The organism is Streptomyces sp. NPDC000983 (assembly GCF_040299205.1).
GTDB lineage: Bacteria > Actinomycetota > Actinomycetes > Streptomycetales > Streptomycetaceae > Streptomyces.
The window spans coordinates 1-16,220 of the sequence record NZ_JBEPBM010000034.1 but is presented as its reverse complement, the minus strand read 5'-3'; the positions used below and the strand labels follow the sequence as shown (position 1 = coordinate 16,220).

The window sequence follows — 16,220 nt, the reverse complement described above, 5'->3', positions numbered from 1 at the left end:
TTCTCGGTGCTGTCGCAACGCTCACGGCCCCGGCCGCGATATCCCTCTCACCGGTGAGGACCGTGCCGCATCCGGCCTCCGATACTGAGGGGGCCTCTTGCCCCGAGGAGCCGCCCATGCCCCCGCCCCCCTGGTTCGCCCCGGCCGTCACCCGGCTGCGCACGGCGAACCCGTACGTCGTCGACGCCGCGCTCGCCGCCGTGGTGCTCTTCGCCGCCTCCCTCCAGTGGATCTTCCCCGACGAGGGGGAGCACCGGCTGACCTGGCAGGGCTGGCTGCTGGCCGCGGCCACGGCGGTGCCGCTGGTGTGGCGGCGCCGGGCGCCGTTCGCCACCGCCTGCGCGGTGTCCGCGGCCACCCCCGCGATGGCCTGGTACCACGCGCCCCCGCCGGACGTGGTGTACGCCGGTCTGGTCGTCCTCTACACCGTTGCCGCCGAGGGGAAGGTCTGGCAGCGCCGGGCCATGCTCACGGGCTGGGTCCTCGGCGTGGTGCTGACCATGCAGCACAAGCAGGAGCCGCTGCCCTTCGAGTACGCCTTCCAACTGCTCAGCGTGGCCGGGGCGTACGGCTTCGGCATGCTGGCCCGGATCCAGCGCGCCTACACCGCCGCCCTCGTGGACCGGGCGCGCCGGCTGGAGCGCGAGCGGGCCGCCGACACGGCGCGGGCGATCGCTCAGGAGCGTGCCCGGATCGCCCGCGACATGCACGACATCCTGGCCCACGCGGTGAGCCTGATGGTGGTGCAGGCCGAGGCCGGGCCGGTCGTGGTGCGCAGCGATCCGGCGCGCGCCGAGGCCGTGTTCGACACGATCGCGGGGACCGGCCGGGACGCCATGGCGCAGCTGCGGCGGATCCTCGGTGTGCTGAAGGAGGAGCGGGGCGACGTCGAGGCACGGCGGCTCCCGCAGCCCGGGGTGGCGGCGCTGCCGGGCCTGGTCCGGCAGGTCACCGAGACCACCGGGCTCCATGTCGAGCTGCTCGCCGAGGGCGAACCGCGGCCGCTGCCCGCGGACACCGAGGTGGCCGCCTACCGGATCGTGCAGGAGGCGCTCACCAACACCGTCAAGCACGCCTACGCCTCCTCCGCCACGGTCGCGCTCGACTGGACCGAGGACGAACTGACCCTGTCCGTGACGGACGACGGACGCGGCCCCTCGGGCCCGGACGGCGGGCACGGGCTGATCGGCATCCGGGAGCGGGCCTCGGCCTGCGGGGGCAGCGCCCGTGCCGGGCGCGGTCCGCGGGGCGGCTTCCGGGTTCTCGTGCGGCTCCCGGCGGACGACCGGCAGGCGGCACACGGATGAGCATCAGGGTGGTCGTCGCCGACGACCAGGAACTGGTCCGCAGCGGCTTCAGCATGATCCTGGAGGCGCAGCCGGACATCGAGGTGGTCGCGGAGGCGGGTGACGGCGCGGAGGCCGTCGCGGCGGTGCGGCGGCACGCGCCGGACGTCCTCCTGCTGGACATCCGGATGCCCGTCATGGACGGCCTGGAGGCGGCCCGGCGGGTGTGCGGGCAGTCCGCCTGCAAGGTGGTCATGCTGACCACGTTCGACCTGGACGAGTACGTCTACGACGCGCTGTGCGCGGGGGCCAGTGGCTTCCTGCTGAAGGACGTCCGCCGGGACGACCTGGTGCACGCGGTCCGGGTGGTCGCCGGGGGTGACTCACTGCTCGCCCCGACGGTCACCCGGCGCCTGGTCGCGGACCTGGTGCGGCGCCGTCGGCGGGAGGCCGCGGCGGAGGTCGCCCCGCGACGGCTGGAGGTGCTCACCGCCCGTGAGACGGAGACCCTGAGCATGCTGGCCTGCGGTCTGACCAACGCGGAGATCGCCTCGGCGCTGTTCGTGAGCGAGCACACCGTGAAGACCCATGTCAGCAATGTGCTGAGCAAACTGGGGCTCAGGGACCGGGTGCAGGCGGTGATCTGCGCGTACGAGACGGGTCTGGTCACTCCCGGCGACGGTCAGTCCTGATCCTCCCCCAGCTCGGTGAAGAGGGTGAGCTGGAGCGCGGCGGGCGCCCGGAGTCGGGAGTTCAGCGAGTTCCAGGGGGTGCGGGTCGGCTCGGCGACGACCTCCGCGCCGGCCTCGGCGAGTCTTCGGGTGGCCGACTCCGAGTCGGGCACCTCGAAGGCGACTCTGACATGCCCGGCGACACGCCGTCCCACCTCGACGTCGTCGATGTACTCGGCGTGGCGGGGGTCGGTCAGTTCCAGCGTCGCCCGGCCCGCCTCCAGGATGCTCACCCGCCCGCCCGGCGAGGAGAAGGCGGCCCGCTCGGGCAGGCCGAGGACGTCTCGGTAGAAGTGCAGCGCGGCGTCGTAGTCCTCAGCGGTGACCACCAGGCGCAGCTCACGGACGGCGGGCTCCTCGGTCATGGGCACTCCTTCGTGATCGGCGGTTCCTGACCGCTCGTCTCCCCGGCGGTCAGGTGTGTTCCTTCGTGCTCGGTCGCTCCTGATCGTTCAACTCCCGGGCGGACCGCGATGATTCCCGCCCCCGCATCCCTCGTACGGGTGAGACCGCCCGCCCTCTCCCCCGTGCGGCGGAGGCCGGGAAACCGCTCCCTCCGGCGATCCGGCGAACCCCGGTCCGGGACGAGTCTGGGGGCGAAGTCGACGTCCATCACCGGGAGGGACCGTGCTCGCCACGCTCGCCCGGGCGGCCACGCGCCGCCCGCTCACCGTCATCCTGCTCTGGCTGCTGTTCCTGCTGCTGGGCTTCGGCCTGGGCACGGGTGTCTTCGCCCGGCTCTCCGACGACGTGCCGGACGTGCCCGGCACCGAGTCGGAGCTGGCCGAGGAGTACCTCGCCGGGGCGGACCCGGCGGGCGAGACCGTCACCGCCGTGGTCGCGGGCGAGGCGGTCTCCGACGCCGCCCTGCGCGCCCAGGTCGAGCGGGCCGTCGCCGAGGTCCGTGAGATCGCCGGGGTGGCCGCCGTACCCGATCCGTACCGCACGCCCGGGCTCACCGCCCGGGACGGACAGGCCCTGATCATCCCGGTCACCTTCGAGGGCGGCCTGGAGGAGGACGCGGAGGAACGGGCGACCGACGCCGCGGCCGACCGCATCCGGCAGATCGACGCGCCCGAGGTCCATGTCAGCGGCGGCGAACTCCTCGGACGGCAACTGGGGGAACGCGCTCAGGAGGACGTCAAGAACGCCGAGTTGATCTCGCTGCCGGTCGTACTCGCCCTGCTGCTGGTGGTGTTCGGCGGACTGCGGGCCGCGGCGCTGCCGCTGGTGATCGCGGTCAGCGGGGTCGCCGGCGCGTTCCTCGCGCTGTTCGCCTTCAGCGAGGTCACGGACATCTCGGTGTACGCCATCCAGGTCACCACCATGCTGGGCCTCGGACTCGCCGTGGACTACGCCCTGTTGCTGCTGGTCCGCTTCCGCGAGGAGCGGCGGCACACCGACGACGTCGTGGAGGCCGTGCACCGCACGGTCGAGGCGGCGGGGCGGACCGTGCTGTTCTCCGGGGTGACGGTGGCGGTGAGCCTGACCGGGCTGCTGGTCTTCCCCAGTGTGTTCCTGCGCAGCATGGGACTGGCGGTTGCCGCCGTGGTCGTCGTCGACATGCTGGCCGCGCTCACCCTGCTGCCCGCGCTGCTGGCGAGGTTCGGCGGCCGCATCCCGCCCGCCCGGGTACGCCCCGACCGCGAGGAGGGCCGCCTCTTCGCCCGACTCGCCCGCTTCGCCACCCGCCGCCGGACCCTGGTCGTCGCCACGGTCGTACCGGCGCTGCTGGTGGTGGCACTGCCCGTGGCCGGCCTGACGATCAGCGTGGGCGACGCCAAGCAACTGCCCACCAGCACCGAGGCACGGCAGCTGTACGACACCGTCGACGGGCACTTCCCGCCCGGCACCGGGGTCTCCCCGATCACCGTCGTGGCCCGGCCCGGCGCCGATCCGGCGACCGTGGAACGGATCGGCGCGCTGTCCGGTGCCGAGTCCCGGACGCTGCCGGGCGGCGCCACGGTGGTGGAGATCCGGCCGCCCGGCGGGGTCGACGGCAAGGCCGCCACGGACCTGGTGGAGCGGATCAGGGAACTGCGCGGCGACGAACCGGTCGAGGTGACCGGGGTCGCCGCCCGGCTGGTGGACTTCCGGGCGATGCTCGCGGAGCGTGCGCCGTGGGCGGCCGTGACGGTCCTCGCCGGGATCTTCGCCCTGCTGTTCGCCTTCACCGGTTCGGTGCTGATCCCGCTGCGCACCATCGCGACCACGCTGCTCAGTCTGGGCGCCGCGCTCGGGGTGGTGGTGTGGGTGTTCCAGGACGGCCATCTGGCGGGACTGCTCGACGCCGAGGGGCTGGGTGCACTGAGCCTGACCGCGCCGCCGCTGATCGTCGCCATCGCCTTCGGGCTGGCGATGGACTACGAACTGTTCATCCTGGCCCGGATCCGCGAGGCCCGGCAACGGGGCGAGGACGACCGGGCGGCCGTGGTGACCGGGCTGCGCCGCTCCGGCCGGGTGGTCAGCTGTGCCGCGCTGCTGCTCGCGGTGGTCTTCGGGGCGTTCATGACGGGCGGCTTCTCGCCCATCCTCCAGATCGGTCTCGGGCTCACCCTGGCGGTGCTGATCGACGCCACGGTGGTGCGGATGCTGTTGGTCCCGGCCACGATGGCGCTGCTCGGCCGGCACGCCTGGTGGGCCCCGCGTCCGCTGCGCCGGGCCCACGACCGCTTCGGCCTGACGGAGGCGCCGGCCGTCCCGGAACCGCCGGTACCGACGAAGGTCTGACCGGCGCGTCCACACCGGACCCGCGCCCCGGACCCGGCCCCGGCCCCGGCAGGCACCACGCCCTGCCGGGGCACGCCCGTGCCCGGCCCGACCCGGCGAACGGGTACACGCGCCCGCACCCCGCGGGGCCGAGCCGCAGCACCGGAGCACATGAGCCTCGCGGGCCCGCGAACGCTTCGCGCCCCCGCGAGGCCCCGGCACCCGGGTCGCGGTCACGCAGGCGAGCAGCAGGGGCTGCACCGCGCGAGGCACGCACCGCCCCGAACCGCCGGACCTCCACCGCTCCCGCCCACCACGCACCGACCAGACCGCCACGCCTCACGCCGACCACCCACCACCCGAAACCGGCCACCCGCCACTGCCGCACGCCCACCACCCCAGGCCAGATGCCAGCCACCCCCTCACACCCACCACCACCCGAAGCCGGCCCACCGCCGCCCCCTCCCACAACCGACCGCCCCACCACCGCCGCGCCCCAACCGGACCGCCACCCCTCACGCCCACCACCCCGGACCACCCGACCCCCACCCCACGCCGACCACCCGCCCGCCGCCGCACGCCCACGGCCCACCACCGCCCCGAACCGCCGGACCTCCACCGCTCCCGCCCACCACGCACCACCCCCTCACGCCCCCACTCACCACTCACCACCCCGAGCCGACACCCACGACCACCCCGGCCGACACCCACCACCACCCCGGACCAACCGCCCCCACCCCCTCGCACAGGCCGCAGCTCCCGTGCCCGAGCCGTCCACGGTGATGTGAGCCACCCGGCAACCGCCGGGCACCTCCGTACACCTCTCACCTGCGGCGACGCCAACACGCCGAGGCGAGTCCATCGGAATCTCAGGGCGGGCACCGCCCGTTCAAAGAGTCGTCCCAGGAACGAGACGCACCATGCACGGGCAAACATGGATGGATCAGGAAGGCCTGCCGTGGGCGTCTCGCACATATCGAACCGGTCCCAGCCCTCGTCCCGGGGGTGGTCGCGGCGCGGGGTCCTCGCCGTGCTCGGCGCGGTCCCCGTCGCCGCGCTGACCGGGTGCGGGGGCTCCACGGACGCCTCGGAGGGCGCCGTCGCCCGGGCCACCGGGACCGCCTCGGCGTCCTCCGCCCCGGTGCCGGTGATCGCGGTGAACCCGGCCGACGGCGCGGGGAAGGCCGCGTTCACCCGGCCCGTGGAGGTCACCGTCACCGACGGCACCCTCGCCTCGGTCTCCGTCACCGGCGCCGACGGAGCCGCCCTGGCCGGGACCTACGACGACGCCCGCACCACCTGGACCTCGACGGGGAACCCGGTCTCGGGCACGACGTACACCGTCACCGCCGAGTCGGCGGGCGGTGCCGTGACGAAGACGGCGACCTTCACGACCGAGTCGCCCGGCGCGACCTTCACCGGCCGGTTCACGCCGGAGGCGGGTTCCACCTCCGGCGTCGGCATGCCGGTGTCGATCAACTTCACGCACGTCGTGACGGACCGCGCGGCCGTGGAGAGGGCGATCACCGTCACCGCGGAACCGGCGGTCGAGGTCGTCGGGCACTGGTTCAGCGACACCCGGCTCGACTTCCGCCCCGAGTCGTACTGGGCGGCCGGCACCACCGTCACCCTCGGTCTGCGGCTGCGGGACGTCGAGGGCGCCGACGGTGTCTACGGCGTCCAGTCCAAGGACGTCACCTTCCACATCGGCCGCGAGCAGATCAGCACCGTCGACCTCGCCACGCGGCGGATGACGGTCGTACGGGACGGGCAGACCCTCGCCACCTACCCGGTGACCGGCGGCGACGCCGAACACACCACCTGGTCCGGGATCATGGTGATCAGCGAGCGGTTCGAGGAGACCCGGATGGAGTCCTCCACCGTCGGCCTCGGCGACGAGTACGACATCGCCGACGTCCCGCACGCACAGCGGCTGACCACCTCCGGCACCTTCATCCACGGCAACTACTGGGCGGCCGAATCGGTGTTCGGCGGCGCGAACACCACCCACGGCTGCATCGGCCTGCGGGACACCAAGGGAGCGGACGACAACTCCGTTGCCGGGTACCGCTTCTACGACAGTTCGATGCTCGGTGACGTCGTCGTGGTGACCAACTCCGACGAGGAAACCGTCGATCCGGCGAACGGGCTCAACGGCTGGAATCTCACCTGGGACGAATGGCGGGCAGGGAGCGCGCTCTAGCGCATTCACGCAGTGAACTCCCGTGCCGTGAAAGGGTTTTCTCTGCTTCACCTCTTGACGACCGAAGCGTCGGGGAGCACATTGGCGGCACTTTGAGAGCGCTCTCAATCGGTCATCGGCGCTCTCGAGTGCACCCGCTCACCCCCACACTCCGTACCCGAGAGGCAGTACGCCCATGAGCGAAACCTCCGGCACTCCCCACAGACGACGGCGCCCGCTGCGGCGCGCCCTGATCGCGTTCGCCAGCGCCCTGGGCCTGGCGGCCGCCGCCGTCGCCTCCGCGGACGCCTCCGCGCCGACGCCCCCTTCGGGCTGGACGCAGGTGTTCGTGGACGACTTCAACGGCGCCGCGGGCAGCGGCGTCAACACCTCCAACTGGCAGTACGCGACCGGCCACGGCTACCCCGGCGGCCCCTCCAACTGGGGCACCGGCGAGATCGAGAACATGACGTCCAGCACCAACAACGTGGCCCTGGACGGCAACGGCAACCTGCGCATCACCCCGCGCCGCGACGGCTCCGGCAACTGGACCTCCGGCCGCATCGAGACCGTCCGCGGCGACTTCCAGCCTCCGTCGGGCGGCAAGCTGCGGGTGGAGGCCCGTATCCAGATGCCGAACGTCACCGGCGCGGCGGCCCGCGGCTACTGGCCGGCGTTCTGGATGCTGGGCACGCCGTACCGGGGCAACTACTGGAACTGGCCGGGCGTCGGCGAGCTGGACATCATGGAGAACGTCCAGGGCCTGAACACCGTGTGGTCGACGATGCACTGCGGCACCAGTCCGGGCGGCCCCTGCAACGAGACCACGGGCATCGGCGGTTCGCGCGCCTGTCCCAACACCACCTGTCAGGCCGGCTTCCACACGTACGCGCTGGAGTGGGACCGCTCGACCAGCCCGCAGCAGATCCGCTTCTACGTGGACGGCATCAACTACCACACCGTGCGCTCCGACCAGGTGGACGCGACCACCTGGAACAACGCCACCAACCACGGGTACTTCGTCATCCTGAACGTGGCCATGGGCGGCGGCTTCGTCGACGCGTTCGGCGGCGGCCCGGACGGGGCGACCGTGCCGGGCTACCCGATGGTCGTGGACTACGTCCAGGTGCTGTCCAGTGGGAGCGGTACCACCCCTCCGCCGAGCGGGAACCGGGACGCCTACAGCGCCATCCAGGCCGAGTCCCACGACAGCCAGTCCGGCACCATGACCGAGGCGACCTCCGACTCCGGCGGCGGCCAGAACATCGGCGCGCTGGCCAACGGTGACTGGGCGCTCTACCGGGGCGTCAACTTCGGCTCCCCGGCGGCCACCCAGTTCGTGGCACGGGTGGCGAGCGGTGCCGGATCCGGGGTGAGCGGTCTGGTCGAGGTCAGACTGGACAGCCGGAGCAACGCGCCCGTCGGCAGCTTCGCGGTGGGCAACACCGGCGGCTGGCAGAGCTGGCGGACGGTCCCGGCGAACATGGGCGCGGTGACGGGCACGCACGACGTCTATCTGACCTTCACCAGCGGGCAGCCGGCCGACTTCGTGAACGTGAACTGGTTCAACTTCCGCCGCTGACAGGGGCGGTGCGCCGTCGGCGGTCCGCTTCCCCGGAAAAATCCGGACCGCCGGCGCGTGCCGTACTGCCAGACTGCGCGCCATGCGCACCGAACTGGAGTACCTCCGCGAGATCGAGCGACTGGCCCATCGGGTCGGCGCCGCCGCGTCCGCCGAGGGACGGGTCCGTCTGGACGAGGACCCCGAGGACGCCACCCCGCTCCAGCGCCGGCTCAACGCGCTGGCCCGGGTGCTGCACCACTACCACTTCGAGGGCGACGGCTGTCTGGAGGAGGGCCGTGCGACGGTCCCGCTGTTCGGCGCGGCGGTCCTGCGGCCGGGCGGTACGGAGGACTACGCCGGCGCCTGCGCCCGGTTCGGTGTCGAAGCCCGGCCCGAGGGCTGGGCGCTGTGGCACACCTGGGGCGAGTCGGAGCTGAAGGTGACCATGGTGGTGTCCGCGGTGGACACCACCGAGGGCCTGTTCCAGAACTGGTCGCACGGCCGAGAGGCCGATCCCGTCGCCCCGCTGCCCTCCCAGGTCGCCCTCGTCCACCTGGGCTGGGCGGGCCCGATGACGCTCTCCCCGCGCGGCGCCCGGCGCCTGGGCGTCAACGGCCTGCCGCTGTCCTGAGCGGGCGGGGCGCTCAGCGCATCTCCGCCCGGAAGGCGGCCGGGGTCTGGTCGGTGTGCTGGTGGAAGAACTTGGAGAAGTTCGCCGCGTCGGGGAAGCCGACGGCCACCCCGACCCGGCCGACCGGCAGGTCGGTGTGGGCGAGGAGCCGCTTCGCCTCCAGGATCACCCGCTTGTCGATGAAGCTCTTCGGTGTCTCGCCGGTCGCGGCGCGGACCGCCCGCACGAGCGTGCGCCGCGAGCAGCCGAGCCGGTCGGCGTAGGCGCTGACGCTGTGGTTGGTGGCGAAGCCGCGCTCCACCGCGTCCCGGAAGAGGGTGAAGGTGGAACCCGCCTCCCGGTGGGCGGTGTCGTGCGAGCTGGCGGCGAGATGCGCCAGGCGCAGCAGGAACGCGGAGAGGGAGTGGCGAAGGACCGCGGTGTGCAGGCTCAGGGGGAGCGTGGTGGTGTCCTCGTACTCCCGGCGGAGCTGGTCGAGGGCCGCGCGCAGGGCGGTGAGCTGCGGCTCGTCGGGGTGGAGCAGGGGCGGCAGGTCGTAGCGGTAGAGGCCGGCGGCCTCCACGGTCGAGCGGGGCAGAAAACCGGGCTGCATGGTCAGGACGGTTCCCCGGTACTCGCCCGTCGGTGCGAAGCGGTGGCTCTGTCCGGGCCGGACCCACAGCAGGTCGCCGGGTCCGGCCTCGTACTCGGTGAAGTCGATCATGTGGTGGACCGGACCGCCGTCGAAGAGCATCACGACATGGAAGTCGATGCGGTGCATCCGCTCCAGGGGTACCTCGGCGTGCCAGGTGCGGGCGTCACCCATCGGGCCCACCTGCATACCGACGCCGCGAACGCTCAGGTCGACCGGGAAGGGGAAGGTTCTGATCCCGTCCACGCCATCGCCTTGCACTGTTCTGTCCGCCATGTCTGTCCCGTACCGCCTCGGCCCTGCTCCCGCTGTCCCACTTTCACCACAGGCTGACACACCGCGACCTTCCCTTGAAAAAGTCAGACTTTTACTTTTGAACGCGTCAACCGACACAGCCCGCTCTTATCGAGGACTTCTTGAAGATGAGCACGCACACACCGGACCGTTTCGAATGGACCGAACTCGACCGGCGTGCCGTCGACACCGCACGCCTGCTGGCTGCGGATGCCGTACAGAAGGTCGGCAACGGCCACCCCGGCACCGCCATGAGCCTCGCGCCCGCCGCGTACACGATCTTTCAGAAGGTGATGAGGCACGATCCCGCCGATCCCGAATGGACCGGCCGTGACCGTTTCGTCCTCTCCCCCGGGCACACCTCGCTGACGCTCTACACCCAGCTCTTCCTCGCCGGGTACGAGGTCGGACTCGACGACCTCAAGGCGTTCCGCACCCAGGGGTCGCGGACGCCCGGCCACCCCGAGTACGGCCACACGGCCGGGGTGGAGACCACGACGGGACCCCTCGGACAGGGCGCCGCCAACGCCGTGGGCATGGCCATGGCCGCCCGCTACGAGCGCGGCCTGTTCGACCCCGAGGCACCCGAGGGCGAGTCACCGTTCGACCACACCATCTGGGCGATCGTCTCCGACGGCGACCTGGAGGAGGGCGTCTCCGCCGAGGCGTCCTCGCTCGCCGGCCACCAGAGGCTCGGCAACCTCGTCTTCGTCTACGACGACAACCACATCTCCATCGAGGGCGACACCGCGACCGCCTTCTCCGAGGACGTCCTCGCCCGCTACGCGGCGTACGGCTGGCACACCCAGCGCGTGGAGCCCACCGAGGACGGCGACGTCGACGTCCACGCCCTGCACACGGCGCTGGAGGCGGCCCGCGCCGAGACCGGGCGCCCCTCCATCGTCGCGCTGCGCACGGTCATCGCCTGGCCCGCGCCGAACGCCCGCAACACCGAGGCCTCGCACGGCTCCGCGCTCGGCGAGGACGAGATCGCCGCCACCAAGCGGCTGCTCGGCTTCGACCCCGCCCGCACCTTCGAGGTCGCCGACGAAGTGCTGGCGCACAGCCGCCGCGCCCTGGACCGGGGCGCCGAGGCGCACACCGCCTGGGACAAGCGCCTCGCCGAGTGGCGCACCGCCAACCCCGGGCGCGCCGCGCTGTTCGACCGGATCGTGGCCGGTCAGCTCCCCGAGGGCTGGGAGTCCGCCGTGCCGGTCTTCGAGCCCGGCGAATCGGTGGCCACCCGCGCCGCCTCCGGCAAGGTCCTGCAGTCGCTCGGCGCCGTGCTCCCCGAACTGTGGGGCGGCTCCGCCGACCTGGCCGGATCCAACAACACCACCATCGACGCGGGCAGTTCGTTCCTCCCCGAGGGCAACCCGCTGCCGGAGGCCGACCCCTACGGCCGCACGATCCACTTCGGCATCCGCGAGTTCTCCATGGCCGCGGAGATGAACGGCATCGCCCTGCACGGCAACACCCGTGTCTACGGCGGCACGTTCCTGGTGTTCTCCGACTACATGCGCAACGCGGTGCGGATGTCCGCGCTGATGCAGCTGCCCGTCACCTATGTGTGGACGCACGACTCGATCGGCCTCGGCGAGGACGGCCCCACCCACCAGCCGGTCGAGCACCTCGCCTCGCTGCGCGCCATCCCCGGCCTGAACGTGGTGCGGCCCGCCGACGCCAACGAGACCGCCGTCGCCTGGGCGGAGATCCTGCGCCGGCACGCCACCGACCCCGCCCCGCACGGACTGGCGCTGACCCGCCAGGGCGTGCCGACGTACGAGCGCGACGAGGACGCGGCCAGGGGCGGTTACGTCCTGCGCGACTCCTCCACCCCGACGCCCGAGGTGGTGATCATCGCCACCGGCTCCGAGGTGCGGCTCGCCGTCGCCGCGCGGGAGCTGCTGGAGGCCGAGGGGACCGGCACCCGGGTGGTGTCGATGCCGTCGGTGGAGTGGTTCGAGCAGCAGCCGCGCGCGTACCGCGACAGCGTGATTCCGCCGTCCGTGCGAGCGCGTGTCGCGGTCGAGGCCGGGATCGGTCTGACGTGGTACCGGTTCGTGGGTGACGCAGGACGCATCGTCTCCCTCGAACACTTCGGCGCCTCCGCCGACGCCGGGACCCTGTTCGCCGAGTACGGCTTCACCGCCGAGAACGTCGCCGTGGCCGCGCGGGAATCGCTCGCTGCCGCCCGTGGCTGATCCGACCGCCAGAAAGAAGATGATCACAGTGACCGAAGCAACCGCTGCCACGGGAGCGCTCCAGCGCCTCTCCGACGAAGGCGTCTCCATCTGGCTGGACGACCTGTCCCGTGAGCGGATCGCCTCCGGGAACCTCGCCGAACTCCTCACCACCAAGCATGTGGTGGGCGTCACCACCAACCCGTCCATCTTCCAGGCCGCGATCGGCTCCGGCGAGGGCTACGAGGAGCAGCTCGCCGACCTCGCGGTGCGGGGCGTCACGGTCGACGAGGCCGTACGGATGATGACCACCGCCGACGTCCGCGCCGCCGCCGACATCCTGCGGCCCGTGTACGACGCCACCGGCGGCCGGGACGGCCGGGTCTCCATCGAGGTCGACCCTCGGCTCGCCCACGACACGGCGGCCACCGTCGCCGAGGCCAGGCAGCTGGCCTGGCTGGTCGACCGCCCCAACGTCATGATCAAGATCCCGGCGACGAAGGCGGGCCTGCCGGCCGTCACCGCGGTCCTCGCCGAGGGCATCAGCGTCAACGTCACGCTGATCTTCTCGCTGGAGCGGTACCGCGAGGTCATGGACGCCTACCTGCTGGGCCTGGAACGGGCCGCCGAGCGGGGCCTGGACCTGTCGTCGATCCACTCCGTCGCCTCGTTCTTCGTCTCCCGGGTCGACGCCGAGATCGACAAGCGGCTGACCGCCCTCGGCACCGAGGAGGCGCTCTCCCTCAAGGGCCGCGCCGCCCTCGCCAACGCCCGCCTCGCCTACCAGGCGTACGAGGACGTCTTCGCCTCCGACCGCTGGCTGAAGCTGGCCGCCGCGGACGCCCACCGGCAGCGCCCGCTGTGGGCGTCGACCGGTGTGAAGGACCCCGCCTACAAGGACACCCTCTACGTCGACGAGCTGGTCGCGCCCGGCACCGTCAACACCATGCCGGAGGCCACCCTCGACGCCACCGCCGACCACGGTGTGATCACCGGCGACACCGTCACCGGCGGCTACCCGCGGGCCCGCGCCGACCTCGCGGCCGTGGAGGCCCTCGGCATCTCCTACGACGAGGTCGTCACCCGGCTGGAGGACGAGGGCGTCGCCAAGTTCGAGGCCGCCTGGCAGGAGCTGCTGGAGGCGGTCGCCAAGTCGCTCGCGGACAAGGGAACGGACAAGGGAGTGGACGCGGAATGAGCACCGAGTGGACCAACCCGCTGCGTGACGCGCGCGACCGGCGGCTGCCGAGGATCGCCGGCCCCTCCGGGCTCGTCATCTTCGGCGTCACCGGCGACCTGTCCCGCAAGAAGCTGATGCCGGCCGTCTACGACCTGGCCAACCGCGGTCTGCTGCCGCCGGGGTTCTCCCTCGTCGGGTTCGCCCGCCGGGACTGGGAGGACCAGGACTTCGCGCAGGTCGTGCACGACGCCGTCCGCGAGCACGCCCGCACCCCCTTCCGGGAGGAGGTCTGGCAACAGCTCGCCGAGGGCATGCGGTTCATCCCCGGCGACTTCGACGACGACGCGGCGTTCAAGCAACTGCGCTCCGCCGTCGACGAGTTGGACGCCTCTCGGGGCACCAGCGGCAACTACGCCTTCTACCTCTCGGTGCCGCCGAAGTTCTTCCCCAAGGTGGTCCGGCAGCTGAAGAAGCACGGCCTGGCGGACGCCCCCGAGGGCTCCTGGCGGCGGGCGGTCATCGAGAAGCCGTTCGGTCACGACCTGGGCAGCGCGCGCGAGCTGAACGCCGTCGTGCACGACGTGTTCGACCCGGAGCAGGTCTTCCGGATCGACCACTACCTGGGCAAGGAGACCGTCCAGAACATCCTGGCGCTGCGCTTCGCCAACCAGATGTTCGAGCCGATCTGGAACCGGTCGTACGTCGACCACATCCAGATCACGATGGCCGAGGACATCGGCATCGGCGGCCGGGCCGGCTACTACGACGGCATCGGCTCGGCGCGTGACGTCATCCAGAACCACCTGCTCCAGCTGATGGCGCTCACCGCGATGGAGGAGCCGGCCGCCTTCGACGCGGGCGCGCTGCTGATGGAGAAGCTGAAGGTCCTCAAGGCCGTGAAGCTCCCCCGCGACCTCGGCCGGCACACCGTGCGCGGTCAGTACGCGGGCGGCTGGCAGGGCGGCGAGAAGGTGCGCGGCTACCTCCAGGAGGACGGCATCGACCCCAAGTCGACGACCGACACCTACGCCGCGCTCAGGCTGGAGGTCGACAACCGGCGCTGGGCCGGGGTTCCGTTCTACCTGCGCACCGGCAAGCGGCTGGGCCGCCGGGTCACCGAGATCGCGGTGGTGTTCCAGCAGGCGCCGCACTCCCCCTTCGACCACACCGCCACCGAGGAGCTGGGCAAGAACGCGATCGTCATCCGCGTCCAGCCCGACGAGGGCGTCACCGTCCGCTTCGGCTCCAAGGTGCCCGGCACCTCGATGGAGATCCGGGACGTGACGATGGACTTCGCCTACGGCGAGTCGTTCACCGAGTCCAGCCCCGAGGCGTACGAGCGGCTCATCCTGGACGTCCTGCTCGGCGACGCCAATCTGTTCCCCCGTCACCAGGAAGTGGAAGAGTCCTGGAAGATCCTCGACCCCATCGAGGAGTACTGGGCGCGGCACGGCAGGCCGGCGCAGTACGCCTCGGGCAGCTGGGGACCCGGGGAAGCCGACGAGATGCTCGCACGAGACGGACGGAGCTGGCGCAGGCCATGAAGATCGACCTGACCGACACCACGGCAAGCAAGATCAACAAGGCCCTTGTGAAGGGCCGCCGGGCCATCGGCACCCCCGCCGTGGGCATGGTCCTGACGATGGTGATCGTCACGGACGAGGAGAACGCCTACGACGCGATCAAGGCCTCCGAGGAGGCCTCGCACGAGCACCCCTCGCGCACCCTGGTCGTCATCAAGCGGCACGCCCGCACCCCGCGCGACCGCACCGCCTCCCGGCTGGACGCCGAGGTCCGGGTGGGCGCCGACGCGGGCACCGGCGAGACGGTGGTGCTGCGGACCTACGGCGAGGTCTCCGACCACGCCGACTCCGTGGTGCTGCCGCTGCTGCTGCCGGACGCCCCGGTGGTCGTGTGGTGGCCGGTGGACGCCCCCGAGATCCCCGCCAAGGACCCGCTGGGCGGGCTCGCCCAGCGCCGCATCACCGACATGTACGCCGTGGAGCGCCCACTGCACGCGCTGGAGGCCCGCGCCCGGGCCTACGCGCCGGGCGACACCGACCTCGCCTGGACCCGGCTCACCCCGTGGCGCTCGATGCTCGCCGCGGCCCTGGACCAGGCGCGGGTGGAGATCACCTCGGCGGCCGTGGAGAGCGAGGCCGACAACCCGAGCGCCGAACTGCTGGCCCGCTGGCTGGAGGCGCGCCTCGGGGTGAAGAGCGAGCGGATCGTGACCGCGGGACCGGTGGTCACGGCCGTCCGGCTGGGCACCGCGAACGGCGAGATCGTCATCGACCGCCCCGAGGGCCCGCTGGCCACGCTGTCGCTGCCGGGCCAGCCCTCGCGCACCCTCGCGCTGAAGGTCCGCTCCACCTCCGAACTCATCGCCGAGGAGCTCAGGCGCCTCGACGCGGACGAGATGTACGCCATCGCCCTGCGGGGCGAGGCCCCCAAGGAGAAGCCCTCTCATGTCTGACTACCCCAAGCCCACCCGGCGGCCCGAGTGGACCGCCCTGGAGGACCACCGCGCGGCCCTGCGCCCGCAGTTGCGCGACCTCTTCGCCGAGGACCCCGAGCGCGCGCGGCGGTACGTGGTGCGCGTCGGCGATCTGCGCATCGACTACTCCAAGCACCTCGTCGACGACGAGACCCTGGCCCTGCTCCAGGAACTGGCCGTCGCCACCGATGTGTTCGGCCTGCGTGACGCCATGTTCCGCGGGGACCGCATCAACCTCACCGAGGACCGGGCGGTTCTGCACACCGCGCTGCGCGCCCCGCGCGAGGCGGTCGTGGAGGTCGACGGCGAGAACGTCGTCCCGGCGGTGCACG

The 16,220-nt window shown here is 72.3% G+C and carries 13 protein-coding genes; 11 read left to right on the top strand and 2 right to left on the bottom strand.

Features of this window, described 5'->3' with window-relative positions:
* Positions 1-116: 116 nt before the first annotated feature.
* Both ABT296_RS29795 and ABT296_RS29790 read left to right on the top strand, forming a co-directional pair.
* Positions 117-1,307, top strand: a complete 1,191-nt coding sequence (locus tag ABT296_RS29795) for a sensor histidine kinase (protein ID WP_351931775.1) — start codon at positions 117-119, stop codon at positions 1,305-1,307.
* Complete coding sequence (locus ABT296_RS29790) at positions 1,304-1,978, top strand: response regulator transcription factor (RefSeq protein WP_351931774.1); 675 nt, start codon at positions 1,304-1,306, stop codon at positions 1,976-1,978. Before ABT296_RS29795 ends, ABT296_RS29790 begins: the two co-directional genes overlap by 4 nt.
* On the opposite strand, the gene ABT296_RS29785 is transcribed toward ABT296_RS29790, so the two are convergent.
* Positions 1,969-2,382, bottom strand: a complete 414-nt coding sequence (locus tag ABT296_RS29785; protein WP_351931773.1) for a VOC family protein — start codon at positions 2,380-2,382, stop codon at positions 1,969-1,971. The two genes, ABT296_RS29790 and ABT296_RS29785, sit on opposite strands and share 10 nt — an antisense overlap.
* A 262-nt stretch (positions 2,383-2,644) precedes the next feature.
* Here ABT296_RS29785 and ABT296_RS29780 point away from each other — a divergent pair, with 262 nt between their 5' ends.
* The 4 genes from ABT296_RS29780 (at position 2,645) to ABT296_RS29765 (ending at position 9,103) form a co-directional block, all read left to right on the top strand.
* Entirely contained in the window at positions 2,645-4,747 is a 2,103-nt protein-coding gene (locus ABT296_RS29780; protein WP_351931772.1) for an MMPL family transporter, read from the top strand.
* Between the two features lie 937 nt (positions 4,748-5,684).
* Positions 5,685-6,929: a L,D-transpeptidase gene (locus ABT296_RS29775; RefSeq protein WP_351931771.1), complete on the top strand. Its 1,245-nt coding sequence runs from the start codon at positions 5,685-5,687 to the stop codon at positions 6,927-6,929.
* Positions 6,930-7,104: 175 nt separating this feature from the next.
* Positions 7,105-8,490, top strand: a complete 1,386-nt coding sequence (locus tag ABT296_RS29770; protein ID WP_351931770.1) for a glycoside hydrolase family 16 protein — start codon at positions 7,105-7,107, stop codon at positions 8,488-8,490.
* An 82-nt stretch (positions 8,491-8,572) separates the two neighbouring features.
* On the top strand, positions 8,573-9,103 hold the full coding sequence (locus ABT296_RS29765; RefSeq protein ID WP_351931769.1) for a hypothetical protein: 531 nt from the start codon (positions 8,573-8,575) through the stop codon (positions 9,101-9,103).
* A 13-nt stretch (positions 9,104-9,116) separates the two neighbouring features.
* On the opposite strand, the gene ABT296_RS29760 is transcribed toward ABT296_RS29765, so the two are convergent.
* Positions 9,117-10,010: a helix-turn-helix domain-containing protein gene (locus ABT296_RS29760; RefSeq protein ID WP_351931768.1), complete on the bottom strand. Its 894-nt coding sequence runs from the start codon at positions 10,008-10,010 to the stop codon at positions 9,117-9,119.
* Positions 10,011-10,156: 146 nt separating this feature from the next.
* Between ABT296_RS29760 and tkt the strand changes: the two genes are divergently transcribed.
* From tkt to ABT296_RS29735, 5 genes are all read left to right on the top strand, one after another.
* A complete protein-coding gene (gene tkt / locus ABT296_RS29755) occupies positions 10,157-12,232 on the top strand; it encodes a transketolase (RefSeq protein ID WP_351931767.1) in 2,076 nt (691 codons plus the stop codon).
* 19 nt (positions 12,233-12,251) lie between these two features.
* Positions 12,252-13,409 (top strand): transaldolase, encoded by a 1,158-nt coding sequence (gene tal, locus ABT296_RS29750; RefSeq protein WP_351931766.1) that lies wholly within the window; start codon positions 12,252-12,254, stop codon positions 13,407-13,409.
* Positions 13,406-14,935 (top strand): glucose-6-phosphate dehydrogenase, encoded by a 1,530-nt coding sequence (gene zwf / locus ABT296_RS29745; RefSeq protein WP_351931765.1) that lies wholly within the window; start codon positions 13,406-13,408, stop codon positions 14,933-14,935. The genes tal and zwf overlap by 4 nt, the downstream gene beginning before the upstream one ends.
* Entirely contained in the window at positions 14,932-15,867 is a 936-nt protein-coding gene (opcA, locus tag ABT296_RS29740) for a glucose-6-phosphate dehydrogenase assembly protein OpcA (protein ID WP_351931764.1), read from the top strand. The genes zwf and opcA overlap by 4 nt, the downstream gene beginning before the upstream one ends.
* Positions 15,860-16,220, top strand: a 361-nt coding sequence (locus ABT296_RS29735; protein WP_502977354.1) for a phosphoglucose isomerase-related protein, incomplete at its 3' end; no start/stop codon positions are given. The genes opcA and ABT296_RS29735, both read left to right, overlap by 8 nt.